Here is a 19,775-nt window from a genome sequence, read left to right as displayed (position 1 = left end):
CAGGCTTTGCCGAGATCGTGACTGCCGCACCCAACTCCAGCCTCTATCACCTGCTCGACTATCTGCCGCTGAGCACGTTGACCATGGGCGTGGCCGTGCTGGTGGTATTGGTGTTTTTTGTCACCTCGGCGGACTCGGGCGCACTGGTGGTCGCGACTCTGACCTCAAATGGCGAGGAACCTAGCTGGCGACAACGATTTTTCTGGGTCGCCTGCGTCGGCTTGGTGACCGCCTTCTTGCTGCGCGCAGGGGGGCTGGGAGCGCTGCAGTCGGCGGCGATCGCTAGCGGGCTCCCCTTTGGCCTGCTATTGCTGACGTTTATTCCTGCGCTCAGTATCGCCCTGCGGAAGCCCTATACTCGCCCAGGAACAAAGACCTGAATCTGTGAAGCCGGCGCCCATACTTTCCCTATCACAACTAGCCTGGATATTGCATCAGACATGAAAAAGGCGGCTGAAAGTCGGTTATAATTCAAGCTCCTACACCAGAATCAACCGCATCAGCCGCCATGACAAAATGTACCACGCCGTCCGCTTCCTTTCCACGCTGCAAAGGCCGTCAGGTCATCGCCAGCTTCGATGGGGGCGAGGTCACCTCTGACGGTGGCATCCTGCTGCTGCGGCAGCTCGACCGCGAGATGGGCCTGACCCGCGCTATCGCTCGCCGGCTGAGTGATGACCGCGATCCTCAACGCTGCCTGCATCGCACCGAAACCCTGGTTCGGCAGCGCGTGCTTGGCCTGGAAGAAACCAGAGAGGGGACGTTGCTTCTACGCTTCATGCCCTCTAAACCGACAGACTGCTAGTGCCTGGATATCGGCGGCCTGCTGTTGTAGTGCCTGGTATCGCGATGGACTTGCCGGCAACAGGTAGACACCGTCACGCAGTACGGCCGCGCCCATGCTGCGCAGGGCCCGCCAGATCCGCATGCGAGCGCTACTCGCATTCCCGCTGAGGCTCATGGCCAGTATCAGCCAGCGTCTTTCGTCGTCTACCATGCCATCCATCATCGTTGTATGCGTAACATGTGTGTTATACGCTCTACAATATTATGTAGCCACCGTCTTCGTGAGAGTGTACATGCCCCCCGTCAACGAAACGCCCCATCAGGTTCCCTTTCGCGAGGCCGTGATGGTCTGGCTACGCGTGGCCATGCTCAGCTTCGGCGGCCCCGCCGGCCAGATCGCCGTGATGCACCGCATCCTGGTCGAGGAAAAGAAATGGGTCGGCGAGCGGCGTTTTCTACATGCCCTCAACTACTGCATGATGCTGCCGGGGCCAGAGGCCCAGCAGTTGGCCATCTATATCGGCTGGCTGATGCACCGTACCAAGGGCGGCCTGGTCGCCGGCAGTCTCTTCGTCCTGCCCGGCTTCATTGCCATTCTGGCGTTGAGTTACCTCTATCGCGCTGGGCAACGTGGGGCTGGTGGAAGGGCTCTTCTTCGGCCTGAAGGCCGCTGTGCTGGCGGTGGTGCTCAATGCGGTGGTGAGGATCGGCAAACGGGCGCTCAAGAATCGGATCATGCTGGGCCTCGCGGCAGCGGCCTTCGTAGCGATCTTCTTCTTCGATATCGCCTTTCCGCTGATCATCCTGAGTGCGGCCCTGCTGGGTTACTGGGGCGGCAAGCGCGGCGTGACGGCGTTTCAGGTAGGCGGTGGTCATGGCGATGGCAGCGACCAGGGCCTCAGCGACCGAGATTCGCTGCTCGGTGAGGGGTTGCCGGCCCATGCGCGGCCCAACCGCCGTTGGTCACTGCGCATCTCGGCGACCTTCCTGCTGCTGTGGCTGACGCCGGTGGTGGTGCTGCTGATTACCCTGGGGGGTGAGAACGTCTTCAGCCAGATCGCCACCTTCTTCAGCAAGATGGCGGTGGTGACTTTCGGTGGTGCCTATGCCGTGCTCGGCTACGTGACCCAGGAGGCGGTCCAGAACTACGGTTGGCTGGCCCCCGGTGAGATGCTCGATGGCCTGGGGATGGCCGAGACCACCCCGGGTCCGCTGATTCAGGTGGTGCAGTTCGTCGGTTTCATGGGCGCCTTCCGCGAAGCTAGCGGGCTCGATCCCATGGTGGCAGCGACGCTCGCGGCAGTGCTTACCACCTGGGTGACCTTCGTGCCTTGCTTCCTGTGGATCTTCCTCGGCGCGCCCTACGTGGAGCGCTTGCGCGACAACCGGGCGCTGAGCGCGGCGCTATCCGCCATCACGGCGGCGGTGGTCGGTGTGATCCTCAATCTGGCGATCTGGTTCGGACTCCACGTGATCTTCGCCGAGGTCGAGGAACGGCATGCCCTGGGAGCCCGCCTGCTGCTCCCGAATCTGGCCTCGGTGGACCTGCTGGCTCTGCTGTTTGCCGCCGGGGCCATGGTCGCCATCTTCCACTTCAAGGTCGGCATGCTCAAGGTGCTGGGAAGCTGTGCGCTACTTGGCGTACTAGCGTCCCTGGTTGTCTTCTAGGGAGCGTTAACAATTAGGCCAGCCATATGACGGCGGATACAAGGTTGAGTAGCGACTGGGACCGATCAGTCAGACAGGACTGCCGCCTGACTTGCCGTACACAGGATTTGACAATAACTCCAATCTCGGCCCGGGTGGGCTTGGGCTCATCGGGTACGAAACAGCGGTTATAGATGGCCTCGGCGTCTGCCAGGGCCGCGACGGCTTGCTCTCTGCCTGTTCCCGGAAAGAAGTCGATCTCAATAATGGCCTGAAAGCGCCGCTGCAGCTGAAGAAGTCCGCGCTGCGCCTCTCGCGCCTCTAGGCTGGGACACGCCTGCTGCCACTTGGCGACTGCCTCGAGTAACTCCTGATACTCCGCACCCCGGTCGAAGAGGGCGGGCAACATCTCCGTTGTCTCGATGCTCGTATCGTCTACCTCGAGTAGCAGGGACTTCCCCCCTAGCAGTCTGTCGGGTTTTCGATAACGTCGTGAGATACTCGCTTCCAGCCGCCACCACCGGAACGTCGCCATGAGCCGCTTCATCCCCGTTGACCGCCAGACCGATTATCTTCTGCCGCCTTCCGTGGACGAGTGGTTGCCCGATGACCACCTGGCGCGCTTCGTGGTGGATGTTGTCGAGCAGCTGGACCTCTCGGCGTTGACGCGGCGGTACGCCGGCCGGGGGCATAAGGCCCATCACCCGGCGGTGCTGCTGAGTCTGCTGGTCTATGGCTATGCCACCGGGGTGTATTCCAGCCGCAAGATCGAGCGGGCCACCTATGACTCGGTGGCGTTCCGCTACCTGGCCGCCAACACCCATCCCGACCACGACACCCTGGCCACCTTCCGGCGGCGCTTCCTGCCCGAACTGGAGCAACTGTTCGTCCAGGTGCTCTTGCTGGCCCGCGAGATGAAGCTGCTCAAGCTCGGCACCATCGCGCTGGATGGCACCAAGCTCAAGGCCAACGCCAGCAAGCATAGGGCGCTGTCGTACGGCCATGCCAAGAAGCTGGAGGCTCAGTTCAAGGCCGAGGTGAAGGCGCTGACCCAACGGGCCGAGTCCGCGGATCGGGATGACGCCGCCGATGGCATGGACATCCCGGCGGAGATTGCCCGTCGCGAACAGCGCCTGGCGGCGATCGCCGAGGCCAAGGCCAAGATCGAGGCGCGGGCCGAGGAGCGAGACGCCGTCGAACAAGCCGCCTACCAGGAAAAGGTGGCGCGCCGTGAGGCGCAGCGGAAGGCCGGCAAGACGCCTCGTGGGCGGGATCCCGAGCCACCGACGGGCGGCCCCCGCGACAAGGATCAGGTCAACCTCACCGACCCGCAATCACGCATCATGCCGGTCACCGGCAAGGCCTTCGATCAGTGCTACAACGCCCAGGCGGCCGTCGATACCGACACCCTGCTGGTCACCCACGTGCATGTCACCCAGGCGACCAACGACAAGCAGCAGGTCATGCCCTTACTGACGACCTGGCAGGGCTACCCCGAGGCGCTGGGGCGCCCCAGTTGCCTGCTGGCCGACACGGGCTACTTCAGTGCGGCCAATGTCGATGCCTGCCATGCCCATGGCATCGAACCGCTGCTGGCCATGAAGCGCGATGTCCATCATCTCCCCGTGTTCGAGCGCTTCGCGGCGGATCCGCCCGCCCCGGCGAGTGAGGATCCCGTCGAGCAGATGGCGCACCGCCTGAAGACCCGGGCGGGACGCGCGCTATATGCGCTGCGCAAGCATACGGTGGAACCGGTCTTCGGCATCATCAAGCACGTGATGGGGTTCCGGCAGTTCTCGCTGCGTGGTCTCGACAACGTCAGTGGTGAATGGTGCTTGGCCACCCTGGCCTGGAACATCAAGCGGATGCACCGCCTGGCTGCCGGATGAGGGGAGATCCCTCACCGGGTAGCGCGTCACCGGGGTCAGGAGCGGTGCAAGGCGAGGCAGGGAGGGCCAACAGCGACTCTCCCGCGACATGACCGACTACCCTGCGAAGAAACCAGAGAGGGGACGTTGCTTCTACGCTTCATGCCCTCTAAACCGACAGACTGCTAGTGGTCCCGTCGAGGGCCAATGCTCACAGTATTCCGGCTATGTGCGGCACAGAGGTCAATGCCGCGCGATTACGACTGAGTGTCTAGGGAAACCACCCAGATCTCAGGACCGGAAGCGCTGCGTCAGCAGGTAGAGGGGAACGACGTGGGGAGAGGCGGGCCCAGGAAGGGTCTGGCCAAGTGCCGAGGTGAGGTGTATAGACGGCCCGGCGGCGGGGGCGATCGGAGGCCACGGATCGGGGGTGACATCGGGCGCCTCGCTCCGGGGCAAAACACCTGATACAGAGCGCCAGGCGTGGTCATGGTGGCAGTGGGGCCCCGCGGGAGGTGAGGTGAGCCAGGCGTCCGTCGATACCTCGCCGGTGGCGAGCTCGAGGCTGGTCGCAGCCACCGGGTTGCCCGGGTGGTCAAGCTCCTCTGCATGGGCCTTGGCCAGGGGTGCGGCTAGCAGCAGTGCCAGCACGAACAAGGCAGCAAGCCAGAGGGAGATTCCTCTCCGGCCGTGACCTGCACACTGTTCAGGCACCTGTGGCTGCATGACGGGGGCTCGCTTCTCGGTACCGCGTTGACCTTACCCTAGCCCAACGGCGTGCCCTGTCCATTGATTCACATCAAAGGAGCTCCGTTGGTAAACCTGCGTGCAGGGCTCAGGTTGCGGCTCTCTTCTTGGCCGTGAAATACTCGCGCTTCCATTGGCTCACAAGGCCGCTTGTCCCTAATGCGCCGACTCTCCTATCACTGGCTACTCAGCCTGCTGATGGCCCTGGTGCTGGCCATGGCGCCGCCCGTGGCCGCGGGCGGGCATCACGGTGATGCCTCCTGCCTGGGGAGTCAGCTGGAGGAGCGTTCGGCCATGCAGGGGTCGGCGGACTGGGACCTCTCGGCAGCCGCCGACCCGAGCGAACCGGATGCCTCCCTGGCTTCTCCTTGCTGCATGCCCTGTGCCCAGTGTGGCGCCACCTTTGCTCGGTTGACCATTGACGCGATGGCCTCCCCCCTTCCCCTGTCCGGGCCCGACCTGGGCTATCCATCGGGACCTCCTGCTCCCTTCGAGCGGCCTCCTCGTACCTGAACCTCCCCCCCTTGAAGGCGCCGTGGTCGATCTAGCCCTTCCACGTGCATGGCACCCACTTCCAGGTGATCGCCACCCGCGATGCCGACAGCGACTGGCTGTTCCACTGCCACATCATCGAGCAGGAGGCGCTAGGCATGATGGCGACGATCCGCGTGAGCTGACCTTGCCGTATGGTGTTTCGGCGCCATGCGGTGGTTCGCATGGCGCCGGCCACACCTGACGAAAGATAAGGAAATGACGTCATGACCCATTATCGATGGCCACTTGTCATGGCCGTGCTACTGACCCTGCTGGCGGGTTGCTCCCGCGAGCCGAGCGGTATCAGTCTCGAGCAGCTGCGACAGCAGACCCACATTCACGGCCTGGCCTTCGACCGAGCGGATGGCGAACGACTGTGGCTGGCCACCCACCACGGCTTCTATGCCGTGGGTAGCGATGGGATGGCCCGCCGGGTCTCCGAGGAGACCCATGATTTCATGGGATTCGCGCCCCACCCCGAAGAGGCTGAGACCTTCTTTGCGAGCGGCCACCCGGCCAGGGGAGGCAACCTCGGGGTGGTGATGTCCACCGATGGGGGTCGAAGCTGGTCCCGGCATGCTTCCGGCGTTGATGGCCCGGTGGATTTCCATCAGCTGACCATCAGCGCGGCCAGCCCCGACACGCTCTACGGAGCCTATGCCGGCCAGCTCCAGGTCAGCGAGGATGGCGGGAGCAGCTGGCAGGTTCGAGCCAAGGCACCGGCCGGGCTGATTGCCCTGGCCGCCTCGAGCCGTGATCCCGATCGGCTCTATGCCGCCACTCAGACCGGGCTCTTGATGAGTCCGGACGGCGGTGAACGCTGGCGCCAGATCCATGCCGAGCGTCGCCCCACGAGCCTGGTCGTGGCCAGCCAGGGGACGCTCTACGCCTTCATGCAGGACGTCGGCCTGCTGCGAGCCGAGGAAGCCAGCCGCGACTGGGAGGTGGTGAAGCGGGGCTGGGAAGAGCGCTATCTGATGCACCTGGCGGTGGATCCGAACGACCCCCAGCGTCTGGTGGCGGCCGATGACCTGAACCGGCTGCTGATCAGCGAGAACGGTGGACGCGACTGGTCGCGTCTCGAGTGAGCCGGGGGGTAGCGCATGCTGCAATATCCCCAGATTGACCCGGTGGCCATCAGACTCGGCCCGTTCGCGATTCACTGGTACGGCCTGATCGGCTTCACCGTCACCATGGCCATCCTGGTGGTCTTCCCCTTCACCTTCGCCATGGACCCGGTCAGCGGTGTCTCGCTGATGGTCGGCGTCTTCGTCGGCGGTTATTCGGGCGGGATTGTCTCGGGGGTGATGCTCGGCATCCCCGGCACCCCCTCCTCGATCACCACCGTCTATGACGGCTACCCGATGGCCCAGAACGGCCAGCCCGGCCGGGCGCTCGGCATCGGGGTCGCGGCCTCGTTTCTCGGCACCCTGATCAGCGTGGCGGTGCTGGTCTTCTTCGGCCCGCTGATCGCCAGCTTCAGCATGAACTTCCGCCCCTGGGAGATCACCGCGCTGATCATCTTCGCCCTCACCCTGGTGGCGGGGCTCTCCAACGGCGCCCTGCTCAAGGGGCTGCTGGCGGCGGCCCTGGGGCTCCTGATCACCACGGTGGGCTATGACCGCAACAGCAACCTGCGCTTCGACTTCGGCATCCCGGCGCTGAGCTCCGGCTTCGAGATCCTACCGGTGATGATCGGCATCTTCGCCTTCTCCCAACTGCTGGGAAATCTCGAGAAGCTGCGCGACGACCCCCAGGGGGCGGGCCGAAACGTCGACACCAACGTGGCTATCCCCTACGGCACCATCCTCAAGGACATGGCGGGACAGAAGCTCAACACCCTGCGCTCCTCGCTGATCGGCAGCCTGGTGGGCGCCCTGCCCGGCACCGGCGGCACCGTGGCCAACTTCATCAGCTACGACCAGGCCAAGAAGTTCTCGCGCCCCCCGGAGCGCTTCGGCAAGGGCACCCCGGACGGCATCGTGGCCTCGGAGGCCTCCAACAGCGCGGTGGCCGGCGGCGCCTTCGTGCCCACCCTGGCGCTCGGCATCCCGGGCGACCTGCCCATGGCGATCATGATGGGCGTGCTGATCCTCCACGGCATCACCCCGGGGCCGCTGATGTTCGAGCAGAACCCGGTGCTGGTAGGCGCCATCTACGCCAGCCTGCTGATCGGCGCGGTGGTGATGGTGCTCTGCCAGCTGATGCTGGTGCGCTGGTTCGCCAAGATCTCGCTGATCCCCCAGCAGGTCCTGGTGCCGGTGGTGCTGATGCTCTGCGCCATCGGCTCCTACGCGCTGAACAACAACCTCTTCGACATCTGGGTGCTGTTCATTTTCGGCCTGCTCGGCTACCTGCTGTGGAAGGCCGAGGTGCCGCTGACCCCGCTGATCCTCGGCGTGGTGCTGGGCAACAACCTCGAGCGCCAGCTGTTCCGGGCCCTCGAGCTCGACGACAGCTGGATGACCTTCCTGACGCGACCGCTCTCGGCGCTGTTCCTGGCCCTGGCGGTGGCGTCGATCGTCTTCTCGCTCTACCAGGACCGCAAGATCCAACGCAACCGACTCAAGGCCCAGCAGGGCGACGCCTGACCCGACTCAAGGAGCTTTCGATGCAACACGATGCGCTTTACTACCCCAGCCCCTCGCGCCGCATGGCCGCCTTCGGCACCCGCGGCATGGTCGCCACCTCCCAGCCGGTGGCCGCCCAGGTGGGGATGAGCATCCTCCAGCGGGGCGGCAACGCCGTGGACGCCGCCATCGCCTCCGCCGCGGCGCTGACCGTGGCGGAGCCCACCTCCAACGGCATCGGCAGCGATGTCTTCGCGATCGTCTGGCTGGACGGCAAGCTGCACGGCCTCAACGCCAGCGGTCCGGCGCCCCAGGCGGCCACCATCGAGGCCATGCAGGCCCTGGGGCATGAAAGCATGCCCAACCACGGCCTGCTGCCGGTCACCGTGCCCGGCGCCCCGGCCGCCTGGGCGGCGCTCTCCGAGCGCTTCGGCCGGCTGCCCTTCGCCGAGCTGCTGGCACCGGCCATCGCCCTGGCCGAGGAGGGGTATGCGGTCACCCCGGTGATCCACCAGATGTGGGAGGAGGCCTTCCACACCTACGCCGCCTATGACGATGCCAGCTTCGCGCCCTGGTTCGATACCTTCGCCCCCGAGGGGCGCGCCCCGCGGCCGGGCGAGCGCTGGGCGGCGCCGGACCACGCCCTGACCCTGCGCCGCATCGCCGAGACCCAGGCGCGGGACTTCTACGAGGGCGAGCTGGCCGAGCGCATCGATGCCTTCTCCCGCGAGCACGGCGGGCTCTTGCGCAAGGAAGACCTGGCGAGCTTCGCACCGGAGTGGGTCGACCCGATCAGCGTGCGCTACCAGGGTCATGACATCTGGGAGATTCCGCCCAACGGCAGCGGCCTGATCGTGCTGCAGGCGCTGGGCATGCTGGAGCGCCTGGGGCCGGAGGGGCGCGACCCGGTGGAGACCCTGCACCGGCGCATCGAGGCCACCAAGCTGGCCTACGTGGACGGCACACCGGCGTGCTGAGCGGTGGCACCGAACCGCGCACCGACGGCGCCGTGCTGCCCTGGTAGCAGGACCGGCCGGCTCTCCTGACGGGGAGAGTCGGCCGAGGCCAGGCCTCACTCGATGTTCGGGATCTTAAAATCGATAGCCTGGAAAAAAGTAACTAAAAATCAATATATTAGCTTATATTTCCGTGGTGTTGAGCTAGGGATGCCCCCGAATGTACGCCCCACTTGGCGGTGGCTGTCCACGGTCATCAGATCACGGATGGCGGCGATGAGGGCTACCCTCAGCATTCTGCCGGAGAGGCAGGCCAGAGGTGATGGCTGCTCCGTTGCTCCGTTGCTCCGTTGCTGCGGCGCTGGGCTAGCCCCTGGCAGGTTGCCAGCAATGGAGCTTGGTCATCGTCTGGCACAGCAGGCAGCTGTTGGGCAAGCAGGTGCGGTTCTGTCTGCATCCTGCCACCCTTGCGGAATATCAGGAGATGTTCCCGGATTGCGTCACCATATACGGGACTTGCTGTTTCGAGCTCGGAGCCAAGGCAATTAGGCGGCAGCACCACATCGTCAATAAGCGAACCATCTTTTCCTGCCATGACTGTGGAGAGCCTCTCCATCGATGTTGAGGCCTGGTGGCCATGCGCAAGATGCTCTGCTTGTTGGGTGCTGTTTTTTTTGCGTATCAGCCTTCCGGTGTCAGGAATAGGTTCTTCGTCACTTCATGTGGATTTGGCCTGATCGAACAGGCGGCCCTCGGGCTACCAATCAGGTAGATCATGGCGATGAAGTTGGCCTCGTTCCGGTAGCCGAGAGCGCGTGACTTTGCCGCCTGGAACAGGCCGCTCATCCCTTCCAGTCTTGCGTTCATCAGTCCCGAGATCCACCGCCGGGCTACCGCATCGGCGTGGCGCTCCAACGTCGCCAGGGCCTTCCCCATCGGCTCCAGGAGAGGCTTCTCCGAGACTGCCGCCTTCATGACCTTGAGGTAGTTCGTGATGCGCCACCGAGACGCCCGCGGCGTCGGGACCTTCTGGATACAGCGCAGCTTTTCCTTGATCACCCAGGCGTCGGAGGTGGCGCTCTGGTCGGCCACCCCGCTCAGGAAGGCCTGTGACATGTCACAGACGACCTCGACCACGTTGTCCGGGTCGCCGCCATGGGCCGCCAGGAAGGTGCTGAAGGCCTCGATGGCCTCCTTGCCGTGGGAAGATCACCGGCTCCTGCTTGCGCTGCATGTCGAGAAACAGCATGACGTAACGTTGGCCGCGCCGGGAGGTGGTTTCGTCGACGCCGACGGTGGCTACGTTGCTCAGATTCGGCTCCCCCAGCATCCGACCGACGTAGTGCTGCACGATGCGCCACAGTCGCTTGTCGGAGATCTCCAGCTGCCGGGAAACGGCCAGTACCGGCATCTCCTTGATCAGCGACATGGCGGCTTGCTCGAACAGCAGGGTGAAGTCACTGTCCGGCCGCGCCCAGGGCACCGCGATGCGCTTGACGCCATGCTCGGGGCACTTGGTGCGAGGCACGCGGGCGTGCAGGTAGCAGTGGTGCTGGAGGAAGTTCAGGTGCCGCCAGGTCTTGTCGGCGAAATCATGAGCCGGGCAGGCCTTGCCGCACTCAGGACAGGGGTAGAGGCTGCCCCGCTCGGCCTCGACGTAGAGATCCAATCGATAGGGCGGACTTATCCAGGTGCTGCTCCTTGAGGGGCCAGGGCGCTTGCAGGCCCAGGCCGAGAGTCAGAATCTGGGTGCCGTCCATGCCATGCCTCCTGTCGTCGTGGAGGCCATATCCTGACGCAGCTCAGGGGGGGAATTCCACACCCAACGACCAAGAGCCTTGAGAAAGGTACCCCTAAATCAATGCTGTCAGTAGATTGTGTTTGTTAGTAATTTTAGATTCAGGTGGCCAGGAGGAAACACGCCAGGAGCGTGATGATCGTCAACAATGCGGTGCTCGTGTCTGAGCAGGCGGTGGTAGCCTTGACTAGCCGCCATCAGGCTCTTTTGAAGGTCGGAGGCGAGTATGACTGTCATGGCATTCCTTGCTGGGCTGTTACTGCTGATCATCGGGGCCGAGGGGTTGGTCAGGGGGGCTTCTCGCCTGGCGGCCCGGGTCGGCATGCCACCGCTGATCATCGGGCTGACGGTCGTTGCCTTCGGCACCAGTTCGCCGGAACTGGCGGTCAGCCTGAAGGCGGCTGTCGATGGCCAGGCGGGCATAGCCATGGGTAACGTGGTGGGCAGCAACGTGTTCAACGTGCTGTTCATTCTGGGCGTCTCGGCGCTGATCGTGCCGCTGACCGTGGCACATCAGCTGATTCGCTTCGATATCCCGCTCATGGTGGGCCTCTCCTTGCTGGTCCTGCTGCTGGTGCTGGATGGCAGCGTTGGGCGCTTTGATGGCGGGCTGCTGGTGGTAGGCCTGGTCGCCTACCTGGTGTTCCTGTTTCGCCAGAGCCGTCGGGAGCCCTCGCCGGAGAGCCCCGTGGAGCCTCGCGCGGAAGGCATGAAGAAGATGACCAAGTTTGCCCTCACCGGCCTGGCCGCCGGCGTGGCACTGGCCGCCCTCTCCACCACCGCCCAGGCCCAGGAACGCTGGACCATGACCAGCACCTGGCCCGACAACCTCGACCTGATCCAGATCGACCGCCACTGGGCCGAACTCGTCAACAAGCTGGCCGGCGACGAGCTGCAGATCGAGTTCCGCGCCGGTGGCACCCTGATGCCCGGCACCGAGGTCTTCGACGCCACCGAGACCGGCAGCATCGAGGCCGCCGGCGACTGGCCCGGCTACTGGGCCGGCCGCAACCCGGCCTTCTCGCCGCTGGCCACCACCACCGCGCTGTTCAATGCCGTCGACTACATCAACTGGATCCAGCAGTGGGGCGGCTGGGACCTCTACCAGGAGATCTACGGCCAGTACGACATGGTCTACCTGCCCTACGCCGCCCTCAACAACGAGTCCGGCTTCATGGGCCGCACGCCGATCCGCAGCCTGGCCGACCTCGAAGGCAAGCGCCTGCGCCTCTCCGGCCGCGACCAGGGCCGCGTGCTCGAGCAGCTCGGCGGCTCCCAGGTCACCCTGGCCGGCGGCGAGGTCTACCAGGCCATCGAGCGCGGCGTGATCGATGCCGGCGAGTTCTCCACCCCGGGCGTCGACTACAACGCCGGCTTCGCCGAGGTCGCCGACTACTGGGCCACCCCCGGCTGGCACCAGTCCGCCAGCGTGTTCGGCGTGATGATCAACAAGGACGCCTGGGACGCCCTCTCCGAGGAGACCCAGGAGAAGCTGAAGATCGCCGCCGACGCCACCATGGCCTGGGCCCTGGCCTGGTCCGAGCGCGAGTCCACCGACGCCACCCAGAAGTTCATCGACGCCGGCGTCGAGATCAACACCTTCTCCGACGAGGACCTGGCCCGCATCCAGGACATCACCAACGAGGTGATCGTGCGCGGCGCCTGCGAGAACACGGACCACGCCAAGGTCTACCACTCCATGGTCAGCTACCTGCAGGACTACGCCAAGTGGCGTGACATCTCGGCGCCCTACAACATGAGCCGCACCATGGACAACCTGCCGTCTCTGGAAGAGATCGAAGCCTGCCTGTAAGGCCCCCTGCTGCCGCCCCGGTGACCCCACCGGGGCGGCCTGCGTTGCGACGTCGGAGACTGTTCCCATGAATGCGATTGCCAAGGCGATCGATACGCTCAACGAGGCGCTCGGGCGACTCATCGCGCCGCTGATCGCCGTGATCACGCTGATCGTCCTCTATGACATCGGCCTGCGCTACTTTGCCGGACGCCCCAGCGACTGGGCCTTCGACATCACCAAGATGCTGTTCGGTGCCCATTTCATGCTGATGGCCGCCTACGGCCTGCGCCATCACGCCCACGTCGAGGTCGACGTGCTCAAGCGCCTGCTCTCGCGCCGGAAGCAGGCCATCGTCGAACTGCTCGGCTACCTGATCTTCTTCGTGCCCTTCATCTACATGATGCTGAGCCTGGGCTGGAGCTTCTTCATGCGCTCCTACAGCCGCGGCGAGACCACCTACGGGGTGGTGTCGATCCCGGTCTACCCGATCAAGGGCGTCATCGTGGTGGCCGCCGTGCTGATCCTGCTCCAGGCCATTGCCATCGTCATTCGCGCCATCCAGCAGCTGCGCGAGGAGAAAGCCGCATGAACCTGAGTCCCGAACTGCTCACCCTGGTGATGTTCGGCGGGCTGCTGATCGGCCTGTTCATGGGCCATCCGCTGGCCTTCGTGCTGGGCGGCGTGGCGGTCATCGGCGCCTACCTGGGCCCCGGCGAGCGCGTGCTCGGCACCATCATCAACAACATCTACGGCAACGCCATGGACAACTATGTCCTGGTGGCCATTCCCCTGTTCGTGCTGATGGCGCGCTTCCTCAACGATTCCGGCGTCACCGAGAAGATGTTCGAGGCGATGCGCCTGCTGCTGGCCAACCTGCGCGGCGGCCTGGCGCTCACCGTGGTCATCGTCTCGGTGCTGCTGGCCGCCACCACCGGCATCGTCGGCGCCTCCATCGCGGTGATGGGCATGATCGCGCTCGCCCCGATGCTCAAGTACGGCTACAACAAGGAGCTCAGCACCGGGGTGATCATGGCCAGCGGCTGCCTGGGCATCCTGATCCCGCCGAGCATCATGCTGATCCTGATGGCCAGCTACTCGCCGGTCTCGGTGGGCGCGCTGTTCGCCGGCGCCCTGGTGCCGGGGGTGATGCTGGGCGCCATGTACGCCCTCTACGTGCTGGTGATCTGCCTGGTCAAGCCGAGCTACGGCCCGCCGGTGCCCGCCGCGGAGCGCGCCGAGGTCTCCACCGGGCAGCTGCTGGTCATGCTGGCCAAGTACGTGCTGCCGCCCATGTCGCTGATCCTCGGCGTGCTGGGCGCGCTGTTCACCGGCGTGGCCACCGCCACCGAGGCCTCGGCCATCGGCGTGGGCATCGCCTTCCTGCTGTTCCTGATCTTCGGCGACCGCCGGCCGAGCACCTGCTTCAAGACCCTGATCGAGGCCGGCAAGACCACCACCATGGTGATGCTGGTGCTGGTCGGCGCCACCGCCTTCACCGGGGTCTTCTCCCGCGGCGGCGGCATGACGGTGATCAGCGACCTGGTGCTGCTGGTGCTGGTGTTCCCGGCGATCGTGCTGTTCCTGCCCCAGCTACTCTATTGATGGCCGCCCCTGTGAAGGCGGCCCGAGGAGAATCGCGATGAACATGGACGAGGCCGGACTCGAGGCCAGGGATCCGGGCGGTGAGGGGGCGGCATCGGCCCCCCGGGCGGAGCTGGACCTCAACCAGTTCCTGCCCTATCGGCTCAACCGCCTGGCGGACCAGATCAGCCAGTCGCTGGCCGAGCTCTATGCCGAGCGCTACCAGCTCAACGTGGCCCAGTGGCGGGTGCTGGCCTGGCTCAGCCACTGCGACGACCTGACGGCGAAGAAGGTCTGCGCCTACACCAATATGGACAAGGCGCGGGTGTCGCGGGCGATCCAGGCCCTGGAGGAACGCGGCCTGATCTCCCGCACGCCCTCGCCGAAGGACCAGCGGCTGCATGACCTGCACCTCACCGAGGCGGGCCAGGCGCTGCTGGCCGAGCTGGTGCCCGAGGCCCAGGCCTGGGAGGCGGAGCTGGTGGCTACCCTCAGCGCCGGCGAGTATCGCGACCTGCTCAACGTGATGCGCAAGCTCGAACGCCAGCTGGAGCGTATCGGCTGAGACGCGCGTCTCTTCGTGGCGGGACTTTCTGATACGGGGCCCTTCTGCGGGGCCGCGTCTCGCTCCCTGTCGGCCGTTCGGTGGAAACGTGTTGCCGATTCTTTATTTGCAGGCTATCTGACGTAACGCAATGTCTTGCCCGGGGCATGAGGGGCCCGTGCTCGCTTCACGCCGAGCCATGCGTCAGGGTGTGATTTCAGATTCCTGTTTTTAAACGATTTTTCTTGCATTCTACTTAAGTTGTATTAGCTATTGGTCGCGGTGGCGTTGCGTTCATGGTCGTGGCAGAGGCATTGTATGCCCGATCGTGTTTCCCGGATTGGCGATTTGAAGTAGATCGGTGTATCGCATTGATCGCCCCGGAAGCCGCTCCCTGCCACCCGACGATAAACGCCAGCCGCCCGCGACGACGGAGGAACTACAATGAACAAGACCACAGGCCTGATGCTCGGCACCCTGACAGCCGCCATCATGAGCACTTCCGCCCTGGCCCAGACCACCCTCACGGTCAGCACCTGGGCCGGCCCCAACCACGGCATCAACACCATGGTCTGGCCGACCTGGAAATCCTGGATCGAGGAGGCCACCGAGGGCCGCGTCACCGTCGACGTGGTGCATGACATGGGCCCGCCCGCCTCCCAGATGGAGATGGTGGCCGACGGCATCGCCGATGCCACCTGGGTCTTCCACGGCTACAACACCGGCCGCTTCGAGCTGACCAAGCTGCCCGAATTCCCCACCTTCGAGGACTTCTCCTCCGAGAACGCCTCCGCCGCCTACTGGCGCACCCACCAGGAGTACCTGGCCGCCGCCGGCGAGCATCGCGGCGTCGACGTGGTGGCGGCCGGCGTGCACGGCCCGGGCTGGATCTTCAGCCGCGAGCAGTACGAGACCCTCGACGACATGAAGGGCAAGCGCATCCGCGTCGGCGGCGGCGTGATGGGGGACCTCTCCAACGCCCTGGAGCTGACCGGCGTGGCCCTGCCGCCCACCGGCGTCTACGAGGCGGGCTCCCAGGGTGTCATCGACGGCGCCATGCTGGTGCCCGAGGGCCTGCGCAGCTTCCGTGTCGCCGAAGTCTTCCCTTACACCCTCAAGGTGGACGGTGGCTTCTATCGCGGCAGCTTCACCATCGTGGTCAACCCGATGATCTGGGACCAGATCTCCCCGGAAGATCGCGAGGCCATCGAGGCGGTCTCCGGCGAGCGCCTCTCCCGCCTGTTCGGCTACATGATGGATACCGTGGACGTGCGCGGCGTGGCCTTCGCCGAGGAGCAGGGGCACACCTTCACCGAGCTGGGCGACGCGGACCTGGAGACCCTGCGCGGTATCAGCGACAGCATGGTCGATGACTGGGCCGAGTCGGTCTCCGCGAGCCGCGGCGTCGATGCCATGGCCGCCATCGAGTTCTTCCGTGAGCAGCTCTCCGCCGCCGCCGAGGACGACAGCGTGGGCGAGCTGGTGCCCGACGAGTTCAAGTAAGTCCTCCTGTCGCCACATGGAGGGCGACCGACCATGCATTCCCCGACGACTCGCGCCGCGCGCATCGGTCGGGGTCTGCAGCTGATGCTGGAGGGGGTGGCCGGTGCCACCCTCTTCGGCATGATGCTGCTGACCACCGCCGACGTGACCGGCCGCTACTTCTTCAATGATGCGATCTTCCCCGCCAGGCTGGTGTGGGTGCGCGAGGTGCTGGTCAACCTGCTGGTGACGGCGGCGCTGTGGGTGATGGCCCGACGCGTCTGGGCGCTGGCCGAGCGCGCCTTCGAATGGGGCGACGTGACCGAGTTCCTGCGCATCCCGCGCGGCTACCTGATCGGGCTGATCGCCGCCATGCTGGCGCTCTCGGCGCTGCTGACCCTGGCGCGGGCGGTGCTCTACCTGCTGGAAGGGTGCCGGGTGATCCGGCAGGGCGGCCCGCTGAGCCCCGCGACCAAGGCGGGAGGTCCCCATGACTGAGGCACTCTACGGCTTTGCGGCGCTGCTGATCCTGGTGTTCCTGCGGGTGCCGCTGGCGTTTGCCATGGGCATCGTCGGTTTCGTGGGCTTCTACCTGCTGACCGGCAACTGGAACGCCGCCGAGGCGATGGCCGCCCGGCGGGTGGTGGACACCGCCATGGTCCTGAAGTTCGAGCTGCAGTCCGTGACGGGCGTGTCCGAGGTCGCCACGGTGGGCGGCATGGTCAAGCAGTACCAGGTGGTGCTTGACCCGAATCGTGCGCGTGCCTATGGGCTGACCCTGTCCGGCATCCGCTCGGCCATCGAAGGCGCCAACCGCGAGGCAGGTGGTTCGGTCATCGAGATGGGCGAAGCGGAATACATGGTGCGCTCGCGTGGCTACCTCACCGGCATCGAGGAGCTACGCCTGGTGCCCGTTGGCCTCGGCGGCGACGGAACCCCCGTCTTGCTCGAGGACGTGGCCGAGATCCGCATCGGCCCTGCTGCCCGTCGCGGCATCGCGGAGCTGGATGGCGAGGGCGAGGCCGTAGGCGCCCTGGTGGTCATGCGCCATGGCGAGAACGCGCTGGCCACCATCGAGCGGGTCAAGGCACGTCTCGATGAGCTGCGACCGAGCCTGCCCGAAGGCGTCGAGATCGTGGAGACCTACGATCGCTCGGTGCTGATCCAGGAGTCGGTCGACAACCTGACGGTCAAGCTGCTGCAGGAATTCCTCATCATCGCACTGGTATGCATCGTCTTCCTGCTCCACTTCCGCTCGGCGCTGGTTGCGATCGTGGCACTACCGATCGGCATTCTGGCGGCACTCATGATCATGCAGGCCAAGGGCATCAACGCCAATATCATGTCGCTGGGCGGCATTGCCGTGACCATCGGCGCCATGGTGGACGCCGCCATCGTCATGGTGGAAAACCTGCACAAGCGGCTCGAGAAGGCGCCCCCGGGCGAGGATCGCTGGCATACCGTGGCCGAGGCGGCCAAGGAGACCGGCCGGCCGATCTTCTTCGCGCTGTTGATTATCGTGGTCAGCTTCCTGCCCCTGTTCACGCTCCAGGGACAGGAGGGTCGGATGTTCCAACCGCTGGCCTTCACCGGTACCTATGCCATGGCGGCGGCCGCCGGACTGGGCATCACCCTGGTGCCGGTGCTCATGGGCTACCTGGTGCGTGGGCGCATACGCCCTGAGTCTGCCCATCCGCTGAGCCGCATGCTGATTGCCATATACCGCCCCGGGCTGGATGCCCTGCTGCGCTATCCCTGGGCCACCATTGCCGCAGCAGTGCTGATTGCCGCCAGCGTGGCCTATCCGGCGACCAAGCTGGGCAGTGAATTCATGCCCCAGCTGGATGAAGGCGATCTCATGTACATGCCCTCGCTGGAGCCCGGTGTCTCCATCGGCAAGGTGCGTGAATTCATGCAGCAGACCAATCGTCTGATCATGTCGGTACCGGAGGTGGATCGTGTCTTCGGCAAGGCGGGGCGTGCCGATACGGCCACCGATCCGGCCCCGATCGGCATGCTGGAGACCGTCATTCGCTTCAAGCCCCGCGATCAGTGGCGCGAGGGCATCACCAAGGCCGATATCATTCGCGAGCTCGACGAGGCGGTGAGCTTTCCCGGGGTGGCGAACGTCTGGGTGCCGCCGATCAAGACGCGCATCGACATGCTTTCGACCGGCATTCGCTCTCCCGTGGGCATCAAGGTGGCGGGTGCCGACCTGGCGGAAATCGAGCGCATCGGTCGCGAGATCGAACGCGTACTCCAGGACGTCCCTGGCACGGCCTCAGCCTATGCCGACCGCACCGCTGCCGGGCGCTATGTCGAAGTCGATATCGACCGGCGCGCTGCCGCGCGTCATGGCGTCAACGTCAGTGACCTGCAGGCCATCATTCAGACGGCGGTGGGTGGGATGAATGTCAGCGAAACCGTCGAGGGGCTCGAGCGCTATCCCATCAACCTGCGCTACCCCCAGGATTGGCGTGATTCGCTGGAGAGCCTGCGGGACCTGCCGGTCATCACCTCGACAGGAGCCTATCTCCCCCTGCAGGCACTGGCGAACGTGGGCATCGTCGACGGCCCGGCCATGATCCGCACCGAGAATGCACGCCTCAACGGCTGGGTCGTGGTCGACATTCGCGGACGCGATATCGGCTCCTACGTGGCCGAGGCGCGCCAGCGTGTGATGGATCAGGTCGCTCTGCCGGCCGGGTATTCGGTCACCTGGTCGGGCCAGTACGAATACATGGAACGGGCCAAGGAGCGCCTGCAGTGGGTGGTCCCGGTGACCATCGTATTGATCTTCCTGCTGCTCTACCTTTGCTTCCGTAACGTCGCCGAGACTTTCATGCTGATGGGGTCGCTGCCGTTCGCTGCCGTCGGCGGGGTGTGGCTGCTCTACTGGCTTGCCTATGACATCTCGGTGGCCGTGGCGGCGGGTTTCATCCTGCTGATCGGACTGTCGGCGGAGTTCGCCGTGGTCATGCTGATGTATGTCCGTGGCGCAGTGGAGCAGCGCCAGCCGAGTACACGTGGTGAGCTGCGCGAGGCAATTATCGAAGGGGCGGTCATGCGGGTACGCCCCAAGGCCATGACCTCTCTCACGGTAGTGCTGGGTCTCAGCCCGCTGCTGATGGATTCCGGCCCCGGCTCCGAGGCCATGCAGCGCATCGCTACGCCGATGGTAGGAGGCATGATCTCTGCCCCCCTGGTTTCACTGCTGCTCATTCCCGTCCTCTACTGGCTATGGCAGCGGCGACACTTTCCCGAGTCTGTCTCGTCAGAGGCTGCGCTCAGCAACACCAAAACCCAAGGAAACCTGTGATATGAAAAAGATCGTACTTCAGCTGGCAGTCATGATGGGCGTTATGGTGGCGCTACCTGCGATGGCGACCAGCGATCATGGACACGGCAAGCATGCCGGTCATGGGGAGCTTGAATTATAACCGATTTTCAGCCGCCTTTTTCATTTC

The 19,775-nt window shown here is 65.0% G+C and carries 12 protein-coding genes and 7 pseudogenes (1 of these 19 only partly in view); 17 read left to right on the top strand and 2 right to left on the bottom strand.

The window, feature by feature from the left end:
• The 4 genes and pseudogenes from D1793_RS18995 to D1793_RS18985 all read left to right on the top strand — a co-directional run.
• Positions 1–380: pseudogene (locus D1793_RS18995) on the top strand (BCCT family transporter) (its annotated part extends 796 nt beyond the left edge of the window); the annotation flags it as partial.
• Between the two features lie 128 nt (positions 381–508).
• Positions 509–742, top strand: a pseudogene (locus D1793_RS18990) (transposase); the annotation flags it as partial.
• Between the two features lie 157 nt (positions 743–899).
• Positions 900–1,355, top strand: a pseudogene (locus tag D1793_RS20140) (chromate transporter); the annotation flags it as partial.
• Between the two features lie 70 nt (positions 1,356–1,425).
• Positions 1,426–2,454: a chromate transporter gene (locus tag D1793_RS18985; protein WP_240407734.1), complete on the top strand. Its 1,029-nt coding sequence runs from the start codon at positions 1,426–1,428 to the stop codon at positions 2,452–2,454.
• A gap of 13 nt (positions 2,455–2,467) precedes the next feature.
• Here D1793_RS18985 and D1793_RS18980 read toward each other — a convergent pair whose 3' ends face one another.
• On the bottom strand, positions 2,468–2,968 hold the full coding sequence (locus D1793_RS18980) for a hypothetical protein (RefSeq protein ID WP_119023477.1): 501 nt from the start codon (positions 2,966–2,968) through the stop codon (positions 2,468–2,470).
• On the opposite strand from D1793_RS18980, the gene D1793_RS18975 reads away from it, so the two are divergent.
• The 5 genes and pseudogenes from D1793_RS18975 to D1793_RS18955 all read left to right on the top strand — a co-directional run.
• A complete protein-coding gene (locus tag D1793_RS18975; RefSeq protein WP_119021747.1) occupies positions 2,967–4,322 on the top strand; it encodes an IS1182 family transposase in 1,356 nt (451 codons plus the stop codon). The two genes, D1793_RS18980 and D1793_RS18975, sit on opposite strands and share 2 nt — an antisense overlap.
• Positions 4,323–5,605: 1,283 nt before the next feature.
• Positions 5,606–5,725: a multicopper oxidase domain-containing protein gene (locus tag D1793_RS18970; protein ID WP_119023476.1), complete on the top strand. Its 120-nt coding sequence runs from the start codon at positions 5,606–5,608 to the stop codon at positions 5,723–5,725.
• Positions 5,726–5,806: 81 nt separating this feature from the next.
• A complete protein-coding gene (locus D1793_RS18965) occupies positions 5,807–6,670 on the top strand; it encodes a F510_1955 family glycosylhydrolase (RefSeq protein WP_162900034.1) in 864 nt (287 codons plus the stop codon).
• A gap of 15 nt (positions 6,671–6,685) precedes the next feature.
• Positions 6,686–8,173 (top strand): tripartite tricarboxylate transporter permease, encoded by a 1,488-nt coding sequence (locus D1793_RS18960; protein ID WP_240407733.1) that lies wholly within the window; start codon positions 6,686–6,688, stop codon positions 8,171–8,173.
• Between the two features lie 20 nt (positions 8,174–8,193).
• Positions 8,194–9,114, top strand: a pseudogene (locus D1793_RS18955) (gamma-glutamyltransferase); the annotation flags it as partial.
• A 675-nt stretch (positions 9,115–9,789) separates the two neighbouring features.
• Here D1793_RS18955 and D1793_RS18950 read toward each other — a convergent pair.
• Positions 9,790–10,868 (bottom strand): annotated as a pseudogene (locus D1793_RS18950) (transposase).
• Between the two features lie 264 nt (positions 10,869–11,132).
• Here D1793_RS18950 and D1793_RS20135 point away from each other — a divergent pair.
• The 8 genes and pseudogenes from D1793_RS20135 to D1793_RS18910 all read left to right on the top strand — a co-directional run.
• Positions 11,133–11,546 (top strand): annotated as a pseudogene (locus tag D1793_RS20135) (sodium:calcium antiporter); the annotation flags it as partial.
• A 69-nt stretch (positions 11,547–11,615) separates the two neighbouring features.
• Entirely contained in the window at positions 11,616–12,719 is a 1,104-nt protein-coding gene (gene dctP, locus D1793_RS18940) for a TRAP transporter substrate-binding protein DctP (protein WP_119023759.1), read from the top strand.
• Between the two features lie 67 nt (positions 12,720–12,786).
• Positions 12,787–13,290 carry a TRAP transporter small permease subunit gene (locus D1793_RS18935; RefSeq protein ID WP_110070145.1) on the top strand — a complete coding sequence of 168 codons (504 nt, stop codon included), beginning with the start codon at positions 12,787–12,789 and terminating at the stop codon, positions 13,288–13,290.
• Positions 13,287–14,249, top strand: a pseudogene (locus D1793_RS18930) (TRAP transporter large permease subunit); the annotation flags it as partial. The gene D1793_RS18935 and the pseudogene D1793_RS18930, both read left to right, overlap by 4 nt.
• A gap of 91 nt (positions 14,250–14,340) precedes the next feature.
• Positions 14,341–14,847 (top strand): MarR family winged helix-turn-helix transcriptional regulator, encoded by a 507-nt coding sequence (locus D1793_RS18925; protein ID WP_119023474.1) that lies wholly within the window; start codon positions 14,341–14,343, stop codon positions 14,845–14,847.
• Positions 14,848–15,270: 423 nt separating this feature from the next.
• Positions 15,271–16,329, top strand: a complete 1,059-nt coding sequence (locus tag D1793_RS18920; RefSeq protein ID WP_119023473.1) for a TRAP transporter substrate-binding protein — start codon at positions 15,271–15,273, stop codon at positions 16,327–16,329.
• Between the two features lie 33 nt (positions 16,330–16,362).
• Positions 16,363–16,806 (top strand): TRAP transporter small permease, encoded by a 444-nt coding sequence (locus D1793_RS18915; RefSeq protein WP_119023472.1) that lies wholly within the window; start codon positions 16,363–16,365, stop codon positions 16,804–16,806.
• Positions 16,799–19,627, top strand: coding sequence for a CusA/CzcA family heavy metal efflux RND transporter (locus D1793_RS18910; protein WP_205527590.1), 2,829 nt, complete (start codon positions 16,799–16,801; stop codon positions 19,625–19,627). The genes D1793_RS18915 and D1793_RS18910 overlap by 8 nt, the downstream gene beginning before the upstream one ends.
• Positions 19,628–19,775 lie beyond the last annotated feature (148 nt).

It is taken from the genome of Halomonas sp. JS92-SW72 (assembly GCF_003547075.1).
Classification (GTDB): domain Bacteria; phylum Pseudomonadota; class Gammaproteobacteria; order Pseudomonadales; family Halomonadaceae; genus Halomonas; species Halomonas alkalicola.
This window is presented reverse-complemented; position numbering and strand designations above follow the sequence as displayed.